Raw genomic sequence first — 21,315 nt, 5'->3', positions numbered from 1 at the left:
GTAACTTTTGCGTTGTTTTAAGAAGCAAGTAGACTTTTTGCAAAAAAATATTGCTATAGGATCTAATTTTTCCTTTCAGTCTCCTTTTCTACTTGCTCTAAGGTTTTTCCTTCTTTATAAAATTCTTTTTTTAATCCTGTTAGTATATCATCTTGACGAATAGCTCGCTTATGTTGCATAGCTGAAAGTATGCAATACCGCAGGACATTAATAATGACGCCACCTGATATATCATATTTTTCAGCTAATAGCTCAAAATTTATATCTTTATGCAATTCATATGATCCATTGAATGCTTGCTTCCATAGCTTTGTACGTTTATTAATGTTGGGGGTGGGAAAATAAATGATTGATTGAAACCTCCTGATGAAGGCCGAGTCAATATTGTCCTTTAAATTAGTAGCTAAAATAATTACTCCGGGAAATTCTTCTATCCGTTGTAATAAATAAGCAACTTCTTGATTAGCATAACGGTCATTAGATGATGCGGTTTCTGTTCGCTTACTAAATAACGCATCAGCTTCGTCGAAAAATAAAATCCATTGTCTGTTCTGCGCCATATCAAATACGCGTCCTAGGTTTTTCTCTGTTTCACCAATATATTTTGATACTAGCATTGACAAATCTACTTTATAAACATCTAAGTTTGTTGAACGACCAAGCAAACTAGCCGTTAGAGTTTTGCCAGTACCTGGTGGACCGTAAAATAGTGCTCGATATCCAGGTTTTAAATATTTTTTCAAGTGCGGATCATTTAAAATATTATTGGCGTTATCAATCCAAGCTTTGATTTCCATAATTTCCGACATTATTTGGTAATCTACAACTAGATCATCCCAATCCATAGGTGTATAGACTAAACTAGCTGGAAAGTCGGGACTGAAATTGGGCTTGCTTAGTTCACCAGTTGTGAGATATGATACATAATCTGGTGTTAAGAATATTGGAGCACTTAAGAAAGGCTCTTCGATACTAGATATGCCTATTTGAATAATCTTATTACGAAACAAAATTGATTCATGAAGTAGATAGGTTTGAACACGAATACGTTCAAAAAGATTGTCACCTGTTAATAAAAATAGTATGGTCTCTCCAGTAGGGAGGAAGCCACTATGGTTCTTAGCTTTAGTGCCACCAAACTCTGTAAAATCTCGATCGTAGGAGCTATTACGTAGAAAAAAATAATCGAGAATATGAGGTTGAATATGTGGTGTTAGCGTTAGAATTAATATTAACCTATCAAGATTGTTTAATCCGTGTTCAATAATGAACTGGCTATAGTAGGATTGGTCTTTAGTGATATCTGGCTGTTCTATTTCATTTATATCTTCATAATCGCAATATTTCTTAAAATACAGTTTAAAACGCGTATCGATTACAAGTTTAAGCCAAGCAAGTTCTGCGTTGATGGTATGGCTATTTGCTAGGATATCTGAAGACTCCATGGTTGCATATGTATAGTTAGCAAATAAGGAATTATATACTATTTGTTAATTCCTCTTTTACTCTTAGTATGGCTTGTTTTAGGCGACTTATGATTATTCGATTTTGCCAGCAGGCCCAGCCGTAACCTATGCCGAAGCTGGCTAGTAGCAGCACAGCTATTTCCGTGATGGCCACGTAAGGGTCGAGTGGGTTCATGGGCATGAGGTAGATAGAATTACATAATCAGGTCGGTGAGGGCACCCCGGCGCAGTTGCTCCTGATAGGTACGCAGGTCGTGCCAGCGGTTGTCGGCAGCCAAGCGCGCCTGCGCGGGCCACGTGGCGGGATCGTAGAGGTAGTTCACAGGGCCGTGTTCAGTGACCAGGAGTTGAATCGTCCAGGTAGATACTTGCCCTAGTTGGCTGAATGTATGAATACCGTTTTGCTGGAGCATGTACTTCACCGCGATGGTGATACCGAGTATTTCTTCCAGATCATTACTCCCTGTCTGCTCGTTTTGTATAAGCGGCACTACGGGTTGCTGCCGACGTTTGGCTAGTTGCTGCTGAAGCTGCTGTAGTTGCTGCTTCAGCTGTTGTTGTTTCTGCCGGCAAGCGACTTGCCCAATGCCGTAAGCCAATAACGCCGTGCCTAGCATCATTAGAACATGCAGCGGGGTAGCGTAGGGGAGATGATACGGGTTCAGCTCAAACATAGCATCAGGGACGAACCACAACGGATACACGACGATTTGCCAGCCGTCCTTCTGGCGTCCGATTGGGCGCAATAGGGCTAGCCGCTCCACGTTGTTCCACTCGAATCTGCGCTGCCCGAATTCCTTGTTTAGTTAGGTGTGCTTTCACCTCGGTAGCTCGAGCCAGCGCCATATCCAGATTCCATCCAGTCTGGCCAAGCGAGTCGGTGTGCGTGGTAGTCAGGAGAAAGGCCTTTGGATGCGTGCGTAAGTAAGCCGCCGCTTCCTTGATAAAGCGGTCGTTCTGGGATGTCTGTAGGAAGTTCACGCTGCCTAGGGGAAAGTACAGTTCCATTGGGTGGCGCAGACTGATGTACTGCTGCGTGTTGGCTAACCTCTGTACCGTAACGGGACTCGATACCGGTGGCACTACTACCGAATCAAGCGCGAATACCAACGCACCTGTTGAATCGTCTGCAAACCGGAGTGCATCGTCACGCTGGCTGCGGATGCGCAGCTGGTGGGCGGATGCACCCTCTTTCCCCAAGTACGTTGCTACAGCCGCGGCGCGGGACCGACCTAGGTCAGGGACTACAGTAGCCGAAGCTTCGCTGCGGGTATACGTTCCCGTCACGGTTAGCTGGTAGCTTGGGTGCAGATGCAGGTAGGCGCCTGTTTGCGCCAGCGGTAGGTGGGCGGTCGGGGCTAGCGCCGTCTGGGCGCGGGCAAACAAAGCCCCCGGCAGCAGCAATTGCCGCCGGGGGATGTTGATCACCTGAATAGGAGCAAGCCGCGCCGTTTCCGTCCAGCCGATGTGCTTGATATATACCACATGCGTCACGACTGACCCGCTTACCCAAAAGCTTAATAACCACCATAACAGTGCTTTACTCATGCGATTGAAGAACAAAGCGAATGGAAAGCAGCCATTCTAGCTACTACCTAGCTCGTGGTAGGCCACTTGTTGATGAGGGTAGCGGCACCAACGGTTATCTCTTCGGCTGAGATATTGAAGGAGCAGGAGAATTCACTGCCTCCTTGCATATCGAAAGCCTCCGAGTAGCTCGTGATATAGCCCTTCTTGAACGATATCGTCCGAAATACGCCCTCAGTTTGCGCCGTCGTAATCTTGATTGTGCCGTCACCAAAAGGCTTGTTCTGGGCATTAATCATCGCTTCGACTAGCTTCGACTCAGCTGTTGTCGCGGCAGTAAGGGCTATTTGACCCCCATACACCATCGAAGAGGGCCGGCCATCAGCGCTGGTGTCGCGGCTAAACGAAACGCTGCAAGATGTAATTTGATAAGGCTCGCCCGGTACACCTGTCAGTACCGCTTGAAATTTTTCCTGTGCCATGAGTTAAACGTATTCGATTGATTTGGATGAGAGCTTTAAGAGGTAATTGCTTGGTGACGCTACGCGCATAGCGTTTAGGCTTCGCTGTAGTCAGAAGCCCAAACTGGGCTGTCTACATCATCACCCTTGCGACCATCCAACCGGATGACAAAACTCTTGGCTGGGAAATAAGGAGTGATGCGGATATCTAGGTAAATCTGATCCTTAATTTTATCGTCGCGCTCGAAGCGCACGATCTTGAATTTCTCAATCAGCTTCGATGGCCCCTTCACGCTATCCAGAAAGTTGACAATCTGCCCGCGTAAGTCAGCCTCAATCTGAGAGTTCCAATTCTCGAAGGCGCGGCGGTTGAGGAAATCAAATAGCACCTTCACGATGTAGTCGAACACGCGCACCACCGAGTAGGTCTTCAGGCCCATGTTGTCGCCGTTGAACAGGGTTTTGGCTGAGAAGGCCATCACCTTGCCGTACTCGTTAATCATCGGCACCAGCCCAAGCCGCTCTAGGCTCGACAGCTCACTTTTCATCAACGGAAAGCGCACACCGTCCACTTCGTTCATGCTGCCGTGCTTCTTGCCTGCCGTCACCTGCGACATCAGCGTATAGTAGATCTTACCACCTAGGGCGGTGGAGGGCGGCACAAACAGATCTTCTTCCTCGCCTACATCGGCTACTTTGCCCCGGCCCGCCAGCCAGTTGCAGGCCATAATCACGTTGGAGCGGTATAGGTCGCCGCCGGTAAGGTTGGCCGCGCTGAAGAGCTCAATGGTATCTTCCGAGCTTTCTAGGTCGGCGAAGTCCGTGATGAGCATCACTTTGTTAGCATGTGCCACCTTGGCCCACTTCTCCAAAATGCTGTTGCTGCGCATGAAGCCTGGCACGATCAACAGCGAGTAATTGCCGCGTAGATCGAGGCGGTCGTAGTTCTGCTTGAACTCCGCTGCCACCTTATCAATAAAGAGCGGATTATCGAGGTCCGTGAGTTGGTCCAAGGACGCATTAAGGATTGTCACGTTGGGTACTTTTTCCGCTTCCGTGTTCTTATAGAATAGCGATAAGGCCCGGTAACTACGCTCTAAGTTGCGGGAAGTAGTCAGGGCGCGCAACAGGTTTTTACGCAACAGCGAATCTGCTAGCTCTGCTTTCTCCTCCGTTTTGGCCAGCATTTCGGTCTGGTCGGCACTCGACTCGAGTAGGTCAATCCAGAGGTTTAGCTTCTGCTTGAGCATCGACCGATCGAGCTGCTTCGACTCATCGGTCATGAAGATATTTTTGCGGGCTTTGCGCTCAGGGCTAATGTTTTGTACCCCATCGATAAAGCTTTCCATGAAGGGAAAGCCGCCGTAGGAGGCTAGGGTGCTTAAGCCGGGTAGGGGCGCAGGTGCGGTACGGGTGGCGAGTTCCGCCCCGGTGTTCTTTTGAGTTGCCATGTAAATACGCGAAAAAGGATAAGGCTTCTAGGATAGGATCACGCTTGCTCGTTTTCTTCTAATTCTTGCACGAGGGCCTTCAAAGCTTCTAACAGAGCCGTTTTTGCTTCGGGGTTGTCGAGGGCCGTTTGGAGGACGCGGTGCCCTTTGAGCCGACGGCTAATCTGGGTGTACTCGTTGTACTGCCCATCGAGCAGACGCAGAAAGGGGCTCTGCATGCTTAGGCTCTTGGCTTTGAAGTCGGCTACGCTGCCAAACTGTAGCGTTTCTTTCACCGCCGCGCCGTTTTCGTCTTCAAATTCAACTTCTACGCTGGGTTTGAATTGATCAAAAACTTCCTCTACCGTTTTGAGCTTGTAAACAAATTCCGGCGAAACGGGCTCCTTGTCAGTGAGTTGTAGGGCTAATAAGGAGCGGTTGAAGGCAATGGCGTTAATGCCTTCGGACGCTTCAGGTTTAATTTCATTTCCGCCAATTTCAAATTCAAACATAAATGGTATGGTTAAAAGGTTCGGGATCAACTAATTAGCAAATAGGAACTAGACACTCGAATCAGGGCGGAAATACTGGATAACAGGGCAATAAATTAAAGTATTTGTTATTAACTAACTACCTAATACAGAATTATTTCTGCAAGGAAGTGGGTTTATTCAATAGCCCTAGGAAAGTGCAATTTCTTCCAATGGTTCCTCCCGAATAGTCCACGTAAGTTCACCTCCATTCGACCACTCCACGCGCAGTTCCTGACCCGCTGCCAACTCGCCGGCGATGATCATTCGAGAGATGGGCCGCCGCAGCCGATTTCGAATTACGCCGGCCAACGGGCGCGCGCCGTACTGGGGTGAGTAGCCGCTGTACGCGAGCTGCTGCCGGGCTTCTGTGCTTACATCGAGTTGAATACCTAAGTGGTGCAGGCTGTCGATAAGATGCTGAAGCTGAATATCGAAGATGCGGAGCACATGCTGCTCACTGATCGGGCCAAACGGGACAATCTCGGTGATGCGCGCCAGAAACTCGGGCCGAAAGCTGCCGCTCATGCGCTCCATCAGCTGCTGGGAGCTAGGAATATGCCCGCGCCGGAATTGCTCGCCTACCCACTCGCTGCCGATGTTGGAGGTGAAAATGAGTAGGGCGTTCGAAAAGTCGCCTTCCTTGCCGAGCTTGTCGTGTAAGCGTCCTTCGTCCATGATTTGCAGAAACACATCGAAGATAGAGGCGTGTGCTTTCTCAATCTCGTCGAACAAGACCACCGCGTAGGGTTGCTGACGGATGCGGTTGACGAGCAAGCCGCCCTCTTCGTAGCCGACGTAGCCGGGCGGAGCGCCGTAGAGCAAGGCAGCGGCGTGCTCCTCTTTAAATTCCGACATGTCGAACCGAATCATAGCGCGTTCGTCGTTGAACAGGAAGTCGGCCAAAGTCTTCGATAGCTCGGTTTTACCGGTTCCAGTAGGGCCCAGCAGGAAGAACGTACCGATGGGGTGCCCCACTTTTTGCAGTCCACTCCGCGACTCCAAAATAGCATCTGATAGCGCTTTAAGCGCATGGTCCTGCCCGACGACGCGCTGGCGCAGGTGGTCCTCGATGGCCAGCAGCTTCTCCTTTTCGCGCTCCTGCACGCGGCCCATCGGGATGCCGGTTTTGTAAGCTACCACCGCCGCCAAGTCAGTTTTGGTGACGTGCTTCTGGCGGGCGCGGGCTAGGTCGTGTAGAAAGTTCAGCTTCTCCGTCAGGTAAGCTAGGTAAGCCTCCGGTGTCACGAGTTCCGCGGGGTCGAGGCTAGGTTGCCACTGGCCCATCAGCACAGGGTTGGTCTGGTGCTGTAGCTGCTGATCGAGCCATTGGTATTCCTCGAGGCGCTCGGTGGGCGTGAGTTCGGCAATTACGCATTCGTTGAGGGTTTGCCGGAACGTAGTGAGGTCCGTACCCGCAATTTCCGTCACGGTACGGATGGCAGCCATGGTGCGGTCCAGCAGGTCTAGAGCCGCGTCGGGCAGGCGCCGATCTTTCACGTAGCGCTTGGCTAGCCGCACGCATTCTGGCACTACATCGTCGGCCACCGTTAGCTGGTGGTGCTGCTCGTAGGCCATAACCAAGCCGTGTAGCATACGCTCCGCTACTTTCACGGTGGGCTCCTCAACATCAAGTAGTTCAAAGCGGCGACTTAGGGCTTGATCGGGTTCGATGAGCTTGCGGTACTCGTCGCGGGTGGTAGCACCTAGCAAAATCAGCTCCCCGCGGGCTAGCTCGGGCTTCAGCAGGTTAGCGGCGCCGCTGCCAGCTGTGCCTTTGGGGTCCAGCAACACATGAATCTCGTCGATAAACAAGATGCAGCGCTCGAATTTCTTGACCTCCTTCAGCACGTTTTTGAGCCGGTCTTCTATCTCTCCTTTGTAAGAGGCACCCGCTACGAGCGCACTCGGGTCGAGTTCGAGCAGTACGGCATCCTTCAGCCAGTAAGGCACTGGCCCAGTAATGAGCTGCTGCGCCAGGCCATCAATCAGAGCGGTTTTACCCACGCCGGGGTCGCCCGTCAGAATGACGTTGGGCTTGCTGCGGCGACCCAGGATTTCCATGATTAGGCGCAGCTCCCGCTCCCGACCAATGATAGGATCGAAACGGCCCTCCCGCGCCAGCGCAGTTTTGTCGCGGCAATATTTCTGCAAGACGCCCTCTAGGCCGTTGCTAGTCGGAGCCTTGCCCGTGGAGCCCGTAGTGGAGGTATCGGAGAATTCTTGCGAGGCCGAGTCAGGGCTGGTAGGAGCTAGGTCGCGTAAGAAGTTGGCCAGCAGGTCGCGCTCCTGTAAGGGCAAGGACCGGAGCTGCTCGGGCGGGAAGCCTACATTTGGTTTGGTAAGCGCCGCCAGCACGCAAATTGGGTGGAGCTGATCTAACCCCAACCGGACCCGAATGAAGTTGGCTTCTTCCAACACGCGGGTCACCGAATCGTCACCTAACAGCTCGATGGGCGCAAACGCCACGCGCGGCAGGTCTTCGATGCGAACCTCCGCCCACTCACGCAAATACGCAACGTCTTTGCGCAGCGTCTTGAGCAGGGCCGTTCCGGGCGTATCGTTTTGCAGCAGGGCCCGCATCAGGTGCGCGGCGGTATAACGCTCGTTGCGGTACTCGCGCGCCAGAGCCCGAGCTACATGCAACGCGTCTTGGATTCCATCGGGCAGTAAGACGGTCGGTATCATAGGTTTGAATAAAGCAACTAAGGATAGGGGTTACCGAAATAGATCCTCCCGCAACCAGTAGTAGGTATTGCCATTGGAGGTTAAGCGACCATGCGGCGTGGTAGGCACCCGCTGGTACCAGTCGCGCCGTTCGCGCAGCAGGGCCAGCAATTGCAAAAAGGTTTCTTGGGGCAGGCGGCTAGGTTGGTTCAGGTCCGCCATTCGAAGTTGATTGAGCAAAGGATGGCGAACGGGTAAGCCGAGCAGTTGGCTTATCGGAAAGCTGAGGCGTACCGTATCAGATAGGGCTGAGCCGGTGTGCTTGCCCAGCTGCCGAAAGCGGCCCAGCAACTGCCGACGAGCTGCTGAGCGGGTAGGCGTAAGGTCATCCGCTGCCAACAAGGTAAGCCATTGCCCGAGAACATCATAGGTGTCGAGAGTTATTAGGCGTAATTGCCGAAAACCAGTAGTGGAACCGAAAGAACCAGTGTAAACTCGGTCGAAGAATGGGTAAGTGCGCAGCCCAAAGGCCGCAGGCGTTAGCGTGGGCATTAGTGCTTCCTTTCGGGCCACAAAGGCCCGACTCACCTGCGGGCTAAAGCGGCTACGCAGGGGCAACATCGCCGCGAATGTTCGTTCGAGCGCCGCTTGCGTTTGACGCGTGTCGAAGCGCATTTGCGCCAGCAAGCTGTCCGTAGTCGACTGAAGCAGGCTGATCGGCAAGGTTTTGTTTTTGGTCGGGAAAAGCACCCAGCCTGGAATCATGCTTTGCTTAGGAAATGCGAGACGGTACACGTTTTGGGCGCCCAGTTGCAAGTCGTACACGGGCTTTGGCACCACCTGGCCCGGATTTACCAACCGATCACGCTTTGCCTTGCCTTCTTCTAGTGCCGACTGAAAAACAAGTTGCTGCGACTGCAACACGAAGCTATTAGCTAGGGTATCAGCTGGTGCGGACACCTGAAAGGAGAGTAACCTAGCTTCTGAACGCTGCATACCGGTGCGGATGGCCCTAGTCTGCGCCACATTGCTCGCGTCGCCGTTGATGCCGACGAGGACCACCACGTTGTTTTCGCCGGGGTAGTCGGCGAACATTTTGAAGGCTTGTTCGAGCCCCGCGCGGATGGGTTGGGAGGTACTCGCTACACGAGCAACGCTGTCGAGCTTCAGCCGGCTCAGCCGATCAACGGCCCGACCTAGGTCGCGCGTCAGGGGCTGGGTGGTAATGTGATTGACGCGAGCCGCCGCTGGCGTAGCAGTTGGCATCCGATGGTAGAGCACGGCGCCCAGGCGAATCGCTGCGCCTTGATTCTGGGATTGCAACCGGCTGATGGTAGCTTGCGCGGTGTTCACTAGCTCGCCCCAAAAAGGGCGCATCGCCCGGCTGTCCTCCACAACGTAGAGCAGGTTGTAGGACAGTGAATGAGCCTGCCAGTTCATCATTTGCTGCTGCGTGATGCGCTGGCCGTTCGCGTTTAGTACGTAGTTGTCGGAGGCTAGCAGCGGCGTGAGAAGCCCTAATTGCCAGAGAGTTGGCCTACTAGAATTAACCTGCGTTTTTTTGAGGACAGGAAACCGGCTAGCACCGGACCACGACACCATCGGGAAGGCGAAGGAAAAACCGAGTGAGTCAGGCTTATTGAGCAGCGCAGTGGTTGGGGAAGCAACAGACGGTTGGGCGGCGCGACCAGCTGCTGCAGAATCCGCTTCCACAAACCAGCCCTGGCCTAGGCGTTGCAACGCCGCCACGGGCGCCCAGCCGAGCAGGGTAGTGGCTGCGCTATCGGCCGCAAACCAGTCGGTCTTGCCCACTAAGGCTTCGGTGCCAGAATCAGAAAGCTTGTAGAGGTACGCTAGGTCATACAGCTTCAGGCGCGTAGTGAGCGGCGATGCTAGATTTGGACCCGCGAATAAGCGCAGGCTGTCGTGGCTTAGATAGTTGTTAAGGTTAGATAAAACGGCGGCATTGACCAGTGCCGGACAGTAGAGGGCGGGCGTGGTACCCAGTGAGTCAGCAGGCGCTTGGCTGGCGAGCAAAAAGTGGCTCTTGGGCGCCCACCCAGCATACTGAGCAGCTTTCCGATCCTTGAGTAAACGACGGGCGTAGAACGTTCCGACTTTCAGCGCTGGATCGTAGCGCACCAGCTTCAAGAAGCCTTTTCGTTCTGCCAGTACATAGAACGCCTCCCGAAATTGCGCTTTCTGGAAGCGTGTGGCCAAGCTAGCTTGCCGGTACGTGGAGTTATTGTCGCGGTCGGAGTACACCACCCAGGGCGCTTTCGTGTTCGCAGCGTGTTGGGCAGCGGGCTGAGGCTTGAGGAAAGCGAGTAGCGGTACTTGCGCCCAGCCAGCACTGCTCGGCAGCAAGGCTAGCCACACCCCGAGTAGGCAGATGATCTTGCCCATCCCTACTCGCCTTTATGCTGCGTGACCAAGAGCTTGGTAATGCACTGCGTAACGGTGTCAGGTTCAACAGCCACCGCGTCGATAGTCCAGCCAGGGTCGAATTGCAGATTCATGCAGTAGGAATAAAAATCGTTGGGTGGAAGGCTGCCCGCTACCACTAGCGTGTTGGGCTTGCCACAGAAGTAGCGCTTGAGTAAATAGGAGTACTGCTGATTCACTTGGCGGCCGTTGGCAATGCGCTGCAAACGCCATTGAATGTCGTGCGTCCGCTTTTCGGCTGCATGATCCACTGGTTTTACAAACGGCCGAAAGTGGGGCAGAATATGAATCCACTGCGTCAGTGGCTGCATGGTCGCGTCTGTATTGAGCGTGACCTTGTACCAGCCGGGTTTTGTATAGGTGTAAAAAGCAGTCGGATCGTGTGAATCAACCTGCTTTGTTTCACCAAACTGCCACGCAAAGCTGTGGACCGGAGCACCTGCTGTCTGAAACGTTAGTTGCTGCCCTTCGTGGCCAACCGTATCCGCCAAGAGCCGGACGAAGGGAGCGGACAATACCGAGCGGGGCAGCACTTGCACCGTAAACTGGCTCGACACAGAATCGTGCGTGACCGTATCCGTTACCGTGAGCCGGATCATGTGCGTACCGGGTGTTTTGTAATGAAACGTGCCTTGCGGCTGCGTCGAGGTGGAGCCTTGCCCAAATTGCCAGCGCCACTTGGTGGCCTCGGCCGTGCTATCGGCAAAGTACAACGGCTCCCCGACGGCTAGCCCCAGCGGACTCACTTGGGCTTGCAGGACCATCTTGCTGCTGTGGTGATGAAGCAGTAAAAGCAGCCCGCCAGTCAGAGCGAACGTGCCACCCGTCAGAAGCCATTTGCGTTGCATGATGCGTATTTAAGGCTTCGTAGAAGAAGCAGGCAATGATGCCGTTTGGGTAGCTTGCTGTGGGGCGGGAGCAGGTTGCAAGCTGATCGAGCACTCTTCTAACTCTTTGGTAAACAGCTCGGAGTTTGCCTGCTTGCTGGCTAGGATTTCTTTGTCGTCATACATCATTTGGTAAAAGTCAGCTGCCTGCTCGAAGGCTTTGAAGAACTGCAGCGAGTCTTTGGCTACTTCATCAGTGGTTCGAAATAGTTGTAGTGTATCGATAGAATAGATTCGGCGAACCTCAGCAATCTGATTTTTTATATCGCCTTCCACAAAACTGGCCTTGATACCAGGCTGATAAGCGGCAATAGCGAGGTAGGTCGAATCGAGTAGATACAAATACTGTTGTTGCTTCTCGAAAAGCTGTTGGTTACGCTTTATCTCGACGGATAAAGACCGGGCGTTTGCTACCGGAAAGCCATAAGCATGGTACAAGCCCCAACTAGCAAGACCCGTAAGCAGTAAAGTCGCCAGCAGTAAGTAGAAGAATAGAATTTGTCGTTCGCTAAAGCGTAGCCCTAGAATCGTGAGCATAAAAACTTACTTTTTTTTGTGCGTGCTTATACATTCTTCCAATTCCTGCTGCTTGTCCTTGATCTGGGCATCTACTTCACGGATGGAGGCTTTCAGCAGCAGCAGCTCATCCACATAACGGGTAAGCTTGCGATATACCTCGTGGGGGCGCCGCTCAAACAGCTTCGCTACTAATTCCGCTTTCAACTCCTCGTTTTCACGGACAATTCGCGCTTCCAGGCTCGCCGGTGAACCAACTAACTTGGGGTTGAGGGTGCGCAGATCCTGGTAAAGCAAATCGGCTTTTTGCGCCATGGCCTGCTGCGTAAAGAGCGCCTTCTGATACTGAACTTGGTCGGCCCGAAGCAGGGCTAGCTGCTTGGCCGCCGTCTGGATAAACATGAACGCAGCGAGGACCAGAATACCGAGCAGCAGCAGAAAGTGCCCTAGGAAGCGCCAGTAAGCCCTGGTGATATCCTTTTCGTTAAGTAGCTTCATTTATAGATAATTGCTAGATCTACTGCTCGGTTTTGCCTAAGTTAGAAGCTTCCCCGACTACCTGTATCTGCTCCGATGTTCCCACCCGATTCTGCTGCTTCTCGGCCGGCGTACTTACTCAATCAGCTGGAGTTGGATTACCGCTCCGAAGTAGTGGCGGCTGAGCTGCTGGCCAATGAACAGGGAGAAGCACTGCCGTTGGCTAGGTTCATTTTCAACCCGTTAGGACCTACTACCCGGCCCTATGCCACTGACTTTACGCCCCCGCAGTTTTTGGCTGCCGAGGGAAGCGAGGTGCCCTATTGGCGCCTCGACATACCCCGTGAAGGGCTGTACGATCAGCTGCCGCCATTCCTATTCCATCCTATTCAGCCTACACCCGGCGATGCTGCCGATGCAGAATCGTTGCTTGAGCAGGTGCAGCAGGCGCACGCGGTAGAACAGGAAACCCGGCAGTTTTTTTTGCCCTTCGATACGGAGCTGCACTACCTGCGCGTGCTGCGCAGCTGGCAGGAGCGCCAGCACGATCATCTCGAATACGCGCCGGCGCTGCTGGCTCAGTTTGCCGAAGCATGGCCCATTCTGCATCGCCTCGATGCTGCCCGGGCTAGCTTGTTCATTCAGTGCCTGCCTCTTATTCATCAGTTGCGCGGCAACTTGCCTTGGCTGGAGCAGTTGCTGGCCGTCTTCTTCGGCGTCCCCGCCCGGTTCGAAACCGAGCGGCCTAGCCTTCAGCAGACGACCACCGAACCAACGCTTCGCCTGGGTCAGTCGCGGCTCGGGATTGATGCCATTGCGGGCAGCGCAGCCGATGAGGGGGATGGGGCCATTTACCTGCACCTAGGTCCCGTGCCGGAAGCACGCACCGCTGAATTTCTACCGCACGGCGCCGCACGTTCCTTGCTAGGGGAAGTGCTGGCTTACTTCGTGCCGGTTACCGCCGAGGTCATTCCGTTCGTCACGATCGAACGTGCCGCACCCAAGCAGTCGCAAGCGGTGACAAGCTACTTGGGCTACAATAGCTATTTGGGCGCGAGATAGTTCTGGTTTAAAAGCGGCGTGTATAATCACAAGAGATAGTACTAATAAGGTTTGGACCTATGTTCGTTATGTTGCTGGTTGGCTCAAGTAAGCTCTAACCGAATGATGCGGTAGGGGCTAACTTGGCCAGACCGGCTGACTAGCTTGGTTTTCAAGCCCGTGCAAAGCACTTCCCAGTCAGCTTCGCCCAGCATGCAATCGGGGGCGGGGGTGAGGCATACATCAATCGTGCGGATAAAGCCTTGCTTGGCCGAGTCGCCCACCATCACGCCTCTGCGAATGCTGACGTCACGGATTAGGTGACCTAGCTCCACGTGCACAAACGACCGGATGTCCTCACTCGTGACGATGCGCTCGTGGCTCATCAGCGCATACCGGTAGGCTTCCAACTGACTGGCAGCCCCGCGCCGGTTTTGGCCCCCCGTGGTGGTCGTCAGCAGTACCGACTCAGGACCTAGGAGGTAGGTGATGTCGTAAGGCTGCAAGGCTGTGCCGGCTTGCAGGTTGTTGCCGTATTCGCAATCCGTTGTCCAGTAGCTTACTTCGAGCGTATCGGCTTCCTCGTAGGGCTGCACTAAAAGGTAGTGGGGCAGCTCGCGCACGGCCCCTTCTTGCTGCGTGAGCAGGCGCTCAAGCTGGTTGATTTGCTGCGTAAGGCGCTGGGCTTCGAGTTGTACCGTGTCGTGACCATAGGCCGCAAAGGCAACGGATTCGTCCCGCAGTACTTCCAGCAGGTAGTGGAGCTGTTCGCGGGCATCGCGGGCATCGAAACGCTCGATGCCGCTGCGCCGCACCGAGTAAGAACCACTAGCAACCTGATCGGCTTGACGCAGCGGGTGCGCCGTGAACACCCGATTGCGGCTGTCTAGCAGCGTCCGCACCGTCAGGAAGGTTTCCATTTGGCCCACGGGTAAGGGCAAAATGTTGTGCATCACGCGGGTACGGTACGTAAGTCGATGTAGGCGCCGGTTCATCACAGGCAGAGCATTCAGTCGAACCGTAAGCTGGTTCAATACGGCCTCGTTGAAGTTGGCGGGCAGCGTTACCTGCAACCACAGCATCGGTTCGGCCCGCAAAACCTCAAGGGTTTCTGGCGGAAAGTGCTCAGCAAACGTGGCCGGATAACCAATAGTAAGCGCCGCTAAGTCGATGTTGTCCGGTCGCCGCAGGTGCATAAACCGGCTGTGATACGTGTTCTTCACATCTTGCTCCAACAGCTGATCGATGCTGTAGCCGGCCAACAATCGGCGAGGGTCGTCTGCCAAGGGATTGTTTTCGCCGGGCTGCGGCTCATAGCACAGTCCCGGGCGCATGTCCAGCGGCTGACTATTGAGCGACCAGCGGCTCAAGTGCAAGAGGTTAAACAACGTTTCCGCCTCTAGCACGTGTGGTAATTCTAGGTAGAACCCGAGCCGGTCTAGTGACGTGATATCGGGGTGCAAGGCTACGCCGAGCCAGAAAGTATGGGCGGGCAGCTTATGGTCTTTGCCAGTGAAACCTTCGGCCAGTTTGCCCAGGGCTGGGTCCATGCGAAACAGGTTCTCACCCGCCGCCAGCCACACCACTCGCCCCTGAAACAGCTTGACCGTATCGACGGCGCTCAGGAAAAGGTCGTGGCGTGTATCTAGTTCCCCGTAGGGCTTGGAGGCAAACCGCTTGGTATAGAACAGGCTTTCCGTCGGGGCCATGTAGGCAATGGGGTCGGCGGGCTGCACCTGCACCACAGCGTGCGCGGGGCGAGGCACCGTCAGCAAGTCCGGCGTCAGTAAGCTAGCTAGCCGGTCGAGCAAGCCCGCTTCCGAATCAATGAACTCCTGACTGAGCTTGTGCAACTCACTGGCCAAGGCATCCATGACCAACCGGACGAACGGGTCAAGGCTCTGCAAGTTTTTTACCCCCCACAAGTGCAGGATGTGCTGAGCCATCCGTTGCCGAATCGCATCTAGGGTAAACTGCTTGCGTTTGTCTTGGAAGGGCATACGGGCGAGCTAAGCCGTTAGGAGGAAGTAAGTTGACCTAGCTGAAGCTGGGTCGCATAGGAGAAGGCCTCATCGGTGAGCTGCACAACGCCCCGCACGCTGATGTTGGCTCGTCGCCGCGCCGTCGGTTGTTGGGCACCATCCTGTTGCGGTGCCACTGTAAGAAAGTCGACTTGCACACTTACCTCGCGCAAGCGCGGCTCATGCCGACGAATAGAAGCGAGCAGCGAGCGGGTTAGCGACTCTTCCCAACCAGCTAGGTTGATGTCGTTGTCGAACTCTATCTCCCAAATAGCACATCCAAAGTCGGGGGCGCTTCTCAGTTCGCCGGGCCGCGTGTGTAGCATCAGGTGCAAGAACTGCGCAATGGAAGCCGCCAAAGAGCAGGTGGGGTGCTCGTCGCCGAGGCGAGCAGCAGGAGTGGGGCGGTTGAAGAGAGCAACCGGCGGTTGCCGGCTCATCAGCTTGCTGACCTGCATGGGGTATTTGTAGAACAAATGGCTCATACCGGCTGCTGGGCTAATCGAGTAGGCTCCAGTTGCGCGTGGTCAGGGTGGGGCGGCTAGGGGCTTCCTCCCGGATTAGGATGTTTTCTTTATGCTGCCCGATATACTCAAGGCCGCTGAGCCGAGCCCATAGCTTGACCATTACCGCCAAGAAATCCTCTACAGTCTGCATCGACGCGCCGATGTTGTGGTGGGTGTACGTCATCTCCACCAGGTTCAGCAGCATGCTCTCAAAGTAGTTCGGGGTCACATCCGTCCACTCGTAGAAGTAGTTCAGCAGCTCCTCCTTGTCTTTAGCAGGCATGCAGTACAAGCCCGTATACACCATGCTAGCTAGGTTGTTAAAGTAGTCGAGGAGGTGTACCGGTGGGTGCTGATAGTCGAGGCTGCGGTAGTTGAAAAAGATCTGACAGAGGTAGTCGAGCACCTTCGTGCACATCGCTTCGATGCTGCGACTGATCGTAGATGCCTGCTGGCGGTCGTAAATCTTACGAACAATCTTGAAGGAGTTGATTTGCAGCTGGTTGAGCTGATAGCCAAAATCCTTGTAGTACTTCATCAGCCGGCTATGGCTGTTCATGGAAGTGCAGGGCGGAATAAAGTTTTCATCCACCACGTAGCGGCCTTCGCGCAGCATAATGCGCCCGATGGTCAGGAAATGTGCCCCTAGCTCATCGGCGTTGATCTGGGCGGTATGCACCACTTTTAGGTCGTAGTAGGAATCAGTGAAGGGGTGCCGCATGGGCGATTCCTCGGGGTCCGGCGTACCGAGTGGTACCCTCCGGAAAGGGTTCACGGTGAGGATGATATCATAGCTAGCGCGCTGGGCTTCCTCCACTGTCGTATCTACCCGGAAGGCGGCCCGCAAAGCCGTGTATTTGGCTGATTCCGGATTTATCGCAATGCGGCAGCCGCCCGCCGTAATGGCATTGCAGCGCGCCAGCCGAACCTCTACGCTATTACCTACTTTCTCCAGCAGCTCAATCTCACTGGATACCGTGGCGCCCTTGACCGGCGGGAGCAAGCCGAAGTTGTAGTCCGTTAGAAACAACGACGCAGTATCGCGCACCAAATCCTGCACCTGTAAATCTGTGTCGAGGAAATGCTGCTGGGAGAGCTTCATGCCATCGACCCAGTTCACGGCAAAGTAATTTTTAGCGACTAGCATATAGATTGGATTTAGCTCTCCTCCACGCGTTTGGCGACGATCAGGCAGCGTTCATTCAGGTAGTTGTGGGCAATACTCAGATCCGCGTCGATGTAGCGCCGCAGCCGAAAAGGGGAGGCGCGCACATAGTAAAATAGCCAGCCGTATTCCGTTGCGTCGGCCGTCGCCGTGTGAATCGGATCGTGGGGAAACTTGTAGTTGTAGTCGTCGATGAACTTCTGGAACCAGACGCCAAAGGGTAACTCCTGCGCCGCCCGGGCTTTCACTTTCACGGGAGGCTCCGTAATGCCGGGGCGCTTACGCAGCTCCACTTCCAGGATCATCAGACGAAATGGGTCCATTCCATCCAGCACGACTTCCGGCGCTGGCCGTGGGTAGTGCCACACCTTACGAATCTCATTCGGGATGGCAACAAGCGCCTCGAACGTCTGAGAAAACAGCAGCGGAACGACAAAAGCTAGCAGGCAGGTAGCGGCCCACAGCCCGTACGGCAGTGAGCTAAGTAAATTGAAAATCAAGCTAAAGCAGTAGCTCCCTAGCAAAAGAATCAGGCTCGTCAGCAGGTAGACGAAAACAAGCTGGGTACGTCGATCCTCGCCCAGTACCTTATCGAGCTGGCGCAGATAAAGCACCCCGATACCGAAGAAGATAGCTTGCATCAGGACGTAATACCAAGGAATAAACCAGAGGTACACAAGCCCGAAGAGCCCGGCCAGCGCCATGGGCAACATGAAAACCAGCACCAACACCACCACTTGGCGGCCACTGAGCAGTCCCTTTTTCTGGTTAACGGCCACCAGCGCGACGAGCACTGCCAAGGCTAGGACAGGTAGCAGCAAGTATTGCAGGAAGAAATGATCGGGTATCGCTTTCGGCACTGGAATACGGGATAATAGCTAATAGACGTAAATAGAAGGTATCAACTAATAAGTAGGCTTTTCCCTATTCTCTCGAAAAGATAAGGAATAAGCGTGCGGAAATGCTAACTATTTAGAGCCAGCTTTTTACCTAGGTTATCCGCCAATGATAACGGTAGGAAAACCCGCGACAATGGAGCCGCCATGCGCCGTCAGATCACCCAGACGAGCAGCTGGCATTCCGCCGATTAGCACGGTTGCCGAACCCTTGATGATGGTGTCGGGTGGGCCCACGCAGGTTAGCAAATCCCCCACGATGGCAGCGGGCATTTTGCCAATCAGCACGGTCGGGCAACCCGGCCCCACGATGGGCCCGCCAACGTGTGGAATCGGGGGAACGGCGGGCGTTTGCATGGGGCAGGTATGCATATCAGTGAGGCGGGCAGCAGGCGGCATGGTAGAATTTGCTTGACGTAAATACGGATAGTGCTCTTATTATTAGTCTATTATCTGAGCAAGACGCAGGCGAAGCGCTTGCCGCTCAGGCGCTGTGTTTAGGCGCTGTAGGTACGCCTTGCCTACTGCCTGAATAGAGGCCCTAGGTCGCTGATCAGGTGGCTGGCGTTCGGCAAACTGCAAGGCTCGTTGGTAAGAAGCTACCGCCGCTCGGTGCTGACCCACTTGCTCGAAGGCTACGCCAAGCTGCCGGGCCGCTTCCACCCCGAGCATGTCGGCGCCTAGGTATTCGGCTCGGTCAACCGCTTGTTGAAGCAGCGCAATACTTTTCACCGCTTGGCTCCGCTGTTGCCAGGCGGCGGCCGCACCTAGCCACGCCTGAATACTTAAAAGCCCGGCCGTAGTGTCGCCGAGGGCGAAAGCAGATTCACTCCGCTCGGCAGCCTGCGCAAACCGTAGGCGCGCCTCGTCCGGCTGCCGACCAGCGAGGAAGTAGTTGGCCACCGTGAGCCACACCATAATTTCGGCCAGCAGCAACCCCGCGTTCTGACAAGTGTGCAGGCAAGTAGCCGCCCAATGCTCAACAGCCTTCGAATCGGCGCGGGTAATAGCTGCACTGAGTTGGTGAAATTGCTGCTGAAAGGAAGCATCGGGGCTGGCAGCTTTGGTAGCTAGGTCAGCTAGTAGGCTACCCATCGACACGGCTGGCGTAGCTGTGTGCACCATGCCAGGGAACCAGCGAGCAAGCCGCTGCAACGGTACTTTCTCCGCATCTTCCAGCACAATAAAACGCTGTGGACCTACACTAGCAAGACTAGTACGTAATGCTTCTTCCGTGCTTGTCCACGTTTCGGGTACACTCAAATCAAGCCATACAACAGCGGCTGGCAAGCTAGCTTGTTGCTCTTTTACGGCGGTCCAATTCTGACTTAAGACCTTATAAACCGGTGCTTCTGATCCGCTACTTAGCCCAACTAAGTAGTCGTGCAGCAAAGGCCGGTTGGCTTCGGTCGTTAGCCAGCGGTTCAGGCGTAGGGAAGGGGTCTGGTAGAAGGCCTGCCAGTGGCTAACCAGTGGCAGCTGTGCGACGACAATAGGCTGAGGGCTAGGGTGCATGGTCTGCTAGTTAATCATGACCACCGAGCCCTTTACCGTCGTAACCCCCGAGCTTTCCAGTGTGGCCATGCCTGTGCCTGCTATCTTCACTGTGGCACCCGAGGCCTTCAACTCGGCATCGGCCTTCACTTCAACAGCCGCTCCACTAATGGCCGTCTTGGCGGTGCCTTTGATCGTGACGTTGTCGCCGGTAATAGCAATTTTGGGCGCGTCGAGCGTAATCTCCTGAGTGGCTTTCAGGACGAGGCTTTTGCTGGCATTGAGCGTAATAGTGCCTTGCCCATTGTCTACCACAATAGTAATCAAGTTCTTGTCGTCGACTTGCAGGTGCAGCTCGTGCTTGGTTTCTGTATCCAAAAACGTGATGGTTGTACCGCTGTTGACGCTGAGGTGACGCTCTTTCGCCGGATCAGGCACGGCGGCATTCTTGCCGTGCGGCATAGCCCCGAACACAAAAGGCCGTTCGGGGTCGCCGTGCTGAAAACCAACCATCACTTGGTCGTTTACTTCAGGTACGAATAGGAAGCCCCGGCTTTTCTTCTGTTTAGCATCTAGGCCATAATGTGGTGCTAGCACGCGTAGCCAGGGCGTCTTCTCGGAGTCTTTCATCCATTGCAGCTGTACCTGAACCCTCCCTAGCTTTTTAGGGTCCTTGTTATCCATCACCTTCCCGAGCTGCGGTGCGCACATTGGTCGCTCAAGCGGCCCTGGGGGCATCACCTTCACGGTGGCTGGAATAGCCTCAAAATGATTGTGGTAGCGTTGCGTTTTGTCAATGTGGTGGGTCACTTCAATCACGTTGAAGTCGCCCAAGGGCGCGCCGGAGCGCTGGTCACTGATGCGCACCGTCGTGCCTACGGAGATACCCGGTACTTCCGAATCGCCGGCGACATAGCTGCTATCGGCCCCGAAGGAGGCACTGCGGTTGCTCGCGAACTGCTTGACATCCGCCGCCGCCAATGAGCGCCGATACCCAGGCTGATTATTTCCCGCAGCGGCTACAAAGAGCGACGCATTGGCCGTACCCTCGGCAGAAGCGTCGGTATCATCGGCTGAGAAATAGTCGTATTGGCTCACAAACTGAGGAGCGGCCCGTGTGCCTGATCGTAAATGGCTTAGATTAAGACCGAAGGTTAGCGGAACAGGCGTGCCGCCCGGCGTGGTCGTAAAATGCAGCTTTACACCATCATAATAAAACCAAGCACCATAGTCGTAAGCTAGGCGGCGTAGAAAGTTCCAGTAGGTTTCGCGGTAGCGCACCGCATAGGGCAGAACGTGGCTAGGACCTAGGGGCGCGCTTACTTCTTTGGGGTCGGAATAGGCACTCAGGCAGTTGGTCACCAGATCCGTCACGTTCATACCGTAGTAGGCGCTGATCCCCGGTACAGTAGCTAGCTTGTACGGTAGCCCGTATCCTCGCACTACCATTGAACCCAAAAAGGCTGTATCGGGCTGCACCAGCTCTACCTCCGCGATAACGCCATTGAATGTTAGCTTGGCAGTCGCGGAGTCTGTGCTTTCAATCTTCAGGCTAATGTTTTTGCCAGCTAGCTCCTGTATTGCATTTGATTTGAAGGTGAAGCTAGCTTCCACCTGCTCGTATTCAAATGCTACTTCAAATCGGTGCTGTGTGTGAATGGATTGCGTGATGGAAAGGGTTTGGAACGTTGCAATAGCCTTTCCTTCAATGGAAATAGTAGTCTTGAGGTTAGCATAAGAAGGCATAGTACACGGCGAATAGCAACACAATTGATCCTAGCTCATC

Annotated in this window: 19 protein-coding genes; 1 reads left to right on the top strand and 18 read right to left on the bottom strand. The window is 54.1% G+C overall.

Annotation, left to right across the window (positions count from 1 at the left end; translation table 11 throughout):
* Positions 1-62: 62 nt before the first annotated feature.
* From SD425_RS13530 to tssO (SD425_RS13480), 11 genes are all read right to left on the bottom strand, one after another.
* Positions 63-1,445, bottom strand: a complete 1,383-nt coding sequence (locus tag SD425_RS13530; RefSeq protein WP_324679462.1) for an ATP-binding protein — start codon at positions 1,443-1,445, stop codon at positions 63-65.
* 215 nt (positions 1,446-1,660) lie between these two features.
* Positions 1,661-2,140: a hypothetical protein gene (locus SD425_RS13525; RefSeq protein ID WP_324679460.1), complete on the bottom strand. Its 480-nt coding sequence runs from the start codon at positions 2,138-2,140 to the stop codon at positions 1,661-1,663.
* A 4-nt stretch (positions 2,141-2,144) separates the two neighbouring features.
* Positions 2,145-3,014 carry an OmpA family protein gene (locus tag SD425_RS13520; protein WP_324679458.1) on the bottom strand — a complete coding sequence of 290 codons (870 nt, stop codon included), beginning with the start codon at positions 3,012-3,014 and terminating at the stop codon, positions 2,145-2,147.
* A gap of 47 nt (positions 3,015-3,061) precedes the next feature.
* Positions 3,062-3,475 carry a type VI secretion system tube protein TssD gene (gene tssD / locus SD425_RS13515; RefSeq protein ID WP_324679456.1) on the bottom strand — a complete coding sequence of 138 codons (414 nt, stop codon included), beginning with the start codon at positions 3,473-3,475 and terminating at the stop codon, positions 3,062-3,064.
* 74 nt (positions 3,476-3,549) lie between these two features.
* Complete coding sequence (locus SD425_RS13510) at positions 3,550-4,905, bottom strand: DUF5458 family protein (protein ID WP_324679454.1); 1,356 nt, start codon at positions 4,903-4,905, stop codon at positions 3,550-3,552.
* Between the two features lie 38 nt (positions 4,906-4,943).
* Positions 4,944-5,396 carry a hypothetical protein gene (locus SD425_RS13505; RefSeq protein ID WP_324679452.1) on the bottom strand — a complete coding sequence of 151 codons (453 nt, stop codon included), beginning with the start codon at positions 5,394-5,396 and terminating at the stop codon, positions 4,944-4,946.
* 168 nt (positions 5,397-5,564) lie between these two features.
* Positions 5,565-8,102 (bottom strand): ATP-dependent Clp protease ATP-binding subunit, encoded by a 2,538-nt coding sequence (locus SD425_RS13500; RefSeq protein ID WP_324679450.1) that lies wholly within the window; start codon positions 8,100-8,102, stop codon positions 5,565-5,567.
* 30 nt (positions 8,103-8,132) lie between these two features.
* The gene (gene tssR / locus SD425_RS13495; RefSeq protein WP_324679448.1) at positions 8,133-10,487 is read right to left on the bottom strand and encodes a type VI secretion system protein TssR domain-containing protein; all 2,355 of its coding nucleotides are present in this window, start codon (positions 10,485-10,487) and stop codon (positions 8,133-8,135) included.
* Positions 10,488-10,489: 2 nt separating this feature from the next.
* Entirely contained in the window at positions 10,490-11,374 is an 885-nt protein-coding gene (locus SD425_RS13490; protein WP_324679446.1) for a PKD domain-containing protein, read from the bottom strand.
* Positions 11,375-11,383: 9 nt separating this feature from the next.
* Positions 11,384-11,950, bottom strand: a complete 567-nt coding sequence (gene tssO, locus SD425_RS13485) for a type VI secretion system TssO (RefSeq protein WP_324679444.1) — start codon at positions 11,948-11,950, stop codon at positions 11,384-11,386.
* A 6-nt stretch (positions 11,951-11,956) separates the two neighbouring features.
* Positions 11,957-12,427: a type VI secretion system TssO gene (gene tssO, locus SD425_RS13480; RefSeq protein WP_324679442.1), complete on the bottom strand. Its 471-nt coding sequence runs from the start codon at positions 12,425-12,427 to the stop codon at positions 11,957-11,959.
* Positions 12,428-12,502: 75 nt separating this feature from the next.
* Between tssO (SD425_RS13480) and SD425_RS13475 the strand changes: the two genes are divergently transcribed.
* Complete coding sequence (locus tag SD425_RS13475) at positions 12,503-13,468, top strand: type VI secretion system baseplate subunit TssG (protein ID WP_324679439.1); 966 nt, start codon at positions 12,503-12,505, stop codon at positions 13,466-13,468.
* Between the two features lie 83 nt (positions 13,469-13,551).
* Here the strand turns inward: SD425_RS13475 and SD425_RS13470 are convergent, their stop codons facing one another.
* From SD425_RS13470 to SD425_RS13440, 7 genes are all read right to left on the bottom strand, one after another.
* Positions 13,552-15,447: a hypothetical protein gene (locus SD425_RS13470; protein ID WP_324679437.1), complete on the bottom strand. Its 1,896-nt coding sequence runs from the start codon at positions 15,445-15,447 to the stop codon at positions 13,552-13,554.
* A gap of 17 nt (positions 15,448-15,464) precedes the next feature.
* Complete coding sequence (locus SD425_RS13465) at positions 15,465-15,953, bottom strand: GPW/gp25 family protein (protein ID WP_324679435.1); 489 nt, start codon at positions 15,951-15,953, stop codon at positions 15,465-15,467.
* 13 nt (positions 15,954-15,966) lie between these two features.
* Complete coding sequence (gene tssK, locus SD425_RS13460) at positions 15,967-17,121, bottom strand: type VI secretion system baseplate subunit TssK (protein WP_324679433.1); 1,155 nt, start codon at positions 17,119-17,121, stop codon at positions 15,967-15,969.
* Positions 17,122-17,132: 11 nt separating this feature from the next.
* Positions 17,133-17,999 carry a TssN family type VI secretion system protein gene (locus SD425_RS13455; protein ID WP_324679431.1) on the bottom strand — a complete coding sequence of 289 codons (867 nt, stop codon included), beginning with the start codon at positions 17,997-17,999 and terminating at the stop codon, positions 17,133-17,135.
* 135 nt (positions 18,000-18,134) lie between these two features.
* Positions 18,135-18,434, bottom strand: coding sequence for a PAAR domain-containing protein (locus SD425_RS13450; protein WP_086593605.1), 300 nt, complete (start codon positions 18,432-18,434; stop codon positions 18,135-18,137).
* 42 nt (positions 18,435-18,476) lie between these two features.
* Positions 18,477-19,550, bottom strand: a complete 1,074-nt coding sequence (locus SD425_RS13445; protein WP_324679428.1) for a hypothetical protein — start codon at positions 19,548-19,550, stop codon at positions 18,477-18,479.
* A gap of 6 nt (positions 19,551-19,556) precedes the next feature.
* On the bottom strand, positions 19,557-21,275 hold the full coding sequence (locus SD425_RS13440; RefSeq protein WP_324679424.1) for a type VI secretion system Vgr family protein: 1,719 nt from the start codon (positions 21,273-21,275) through the stop codon (positions 19,557-19,559).
* Positions 21,276-21,315 lie beyond the last annotated feature (40 nt).

Origin of the sequence: Hymenobacter sp. GOD-10R (assembly GCF_035609205.1) — a bacterium.
Classification (GTDB): Bacteria; Bacteroidota; Bacteroidia; order Cytophagales; family Hymenobacteraceae; genus Hymenobacter.
This window is presented reverse-complemented; position numbering and strand designations above follow the sequence as displayed.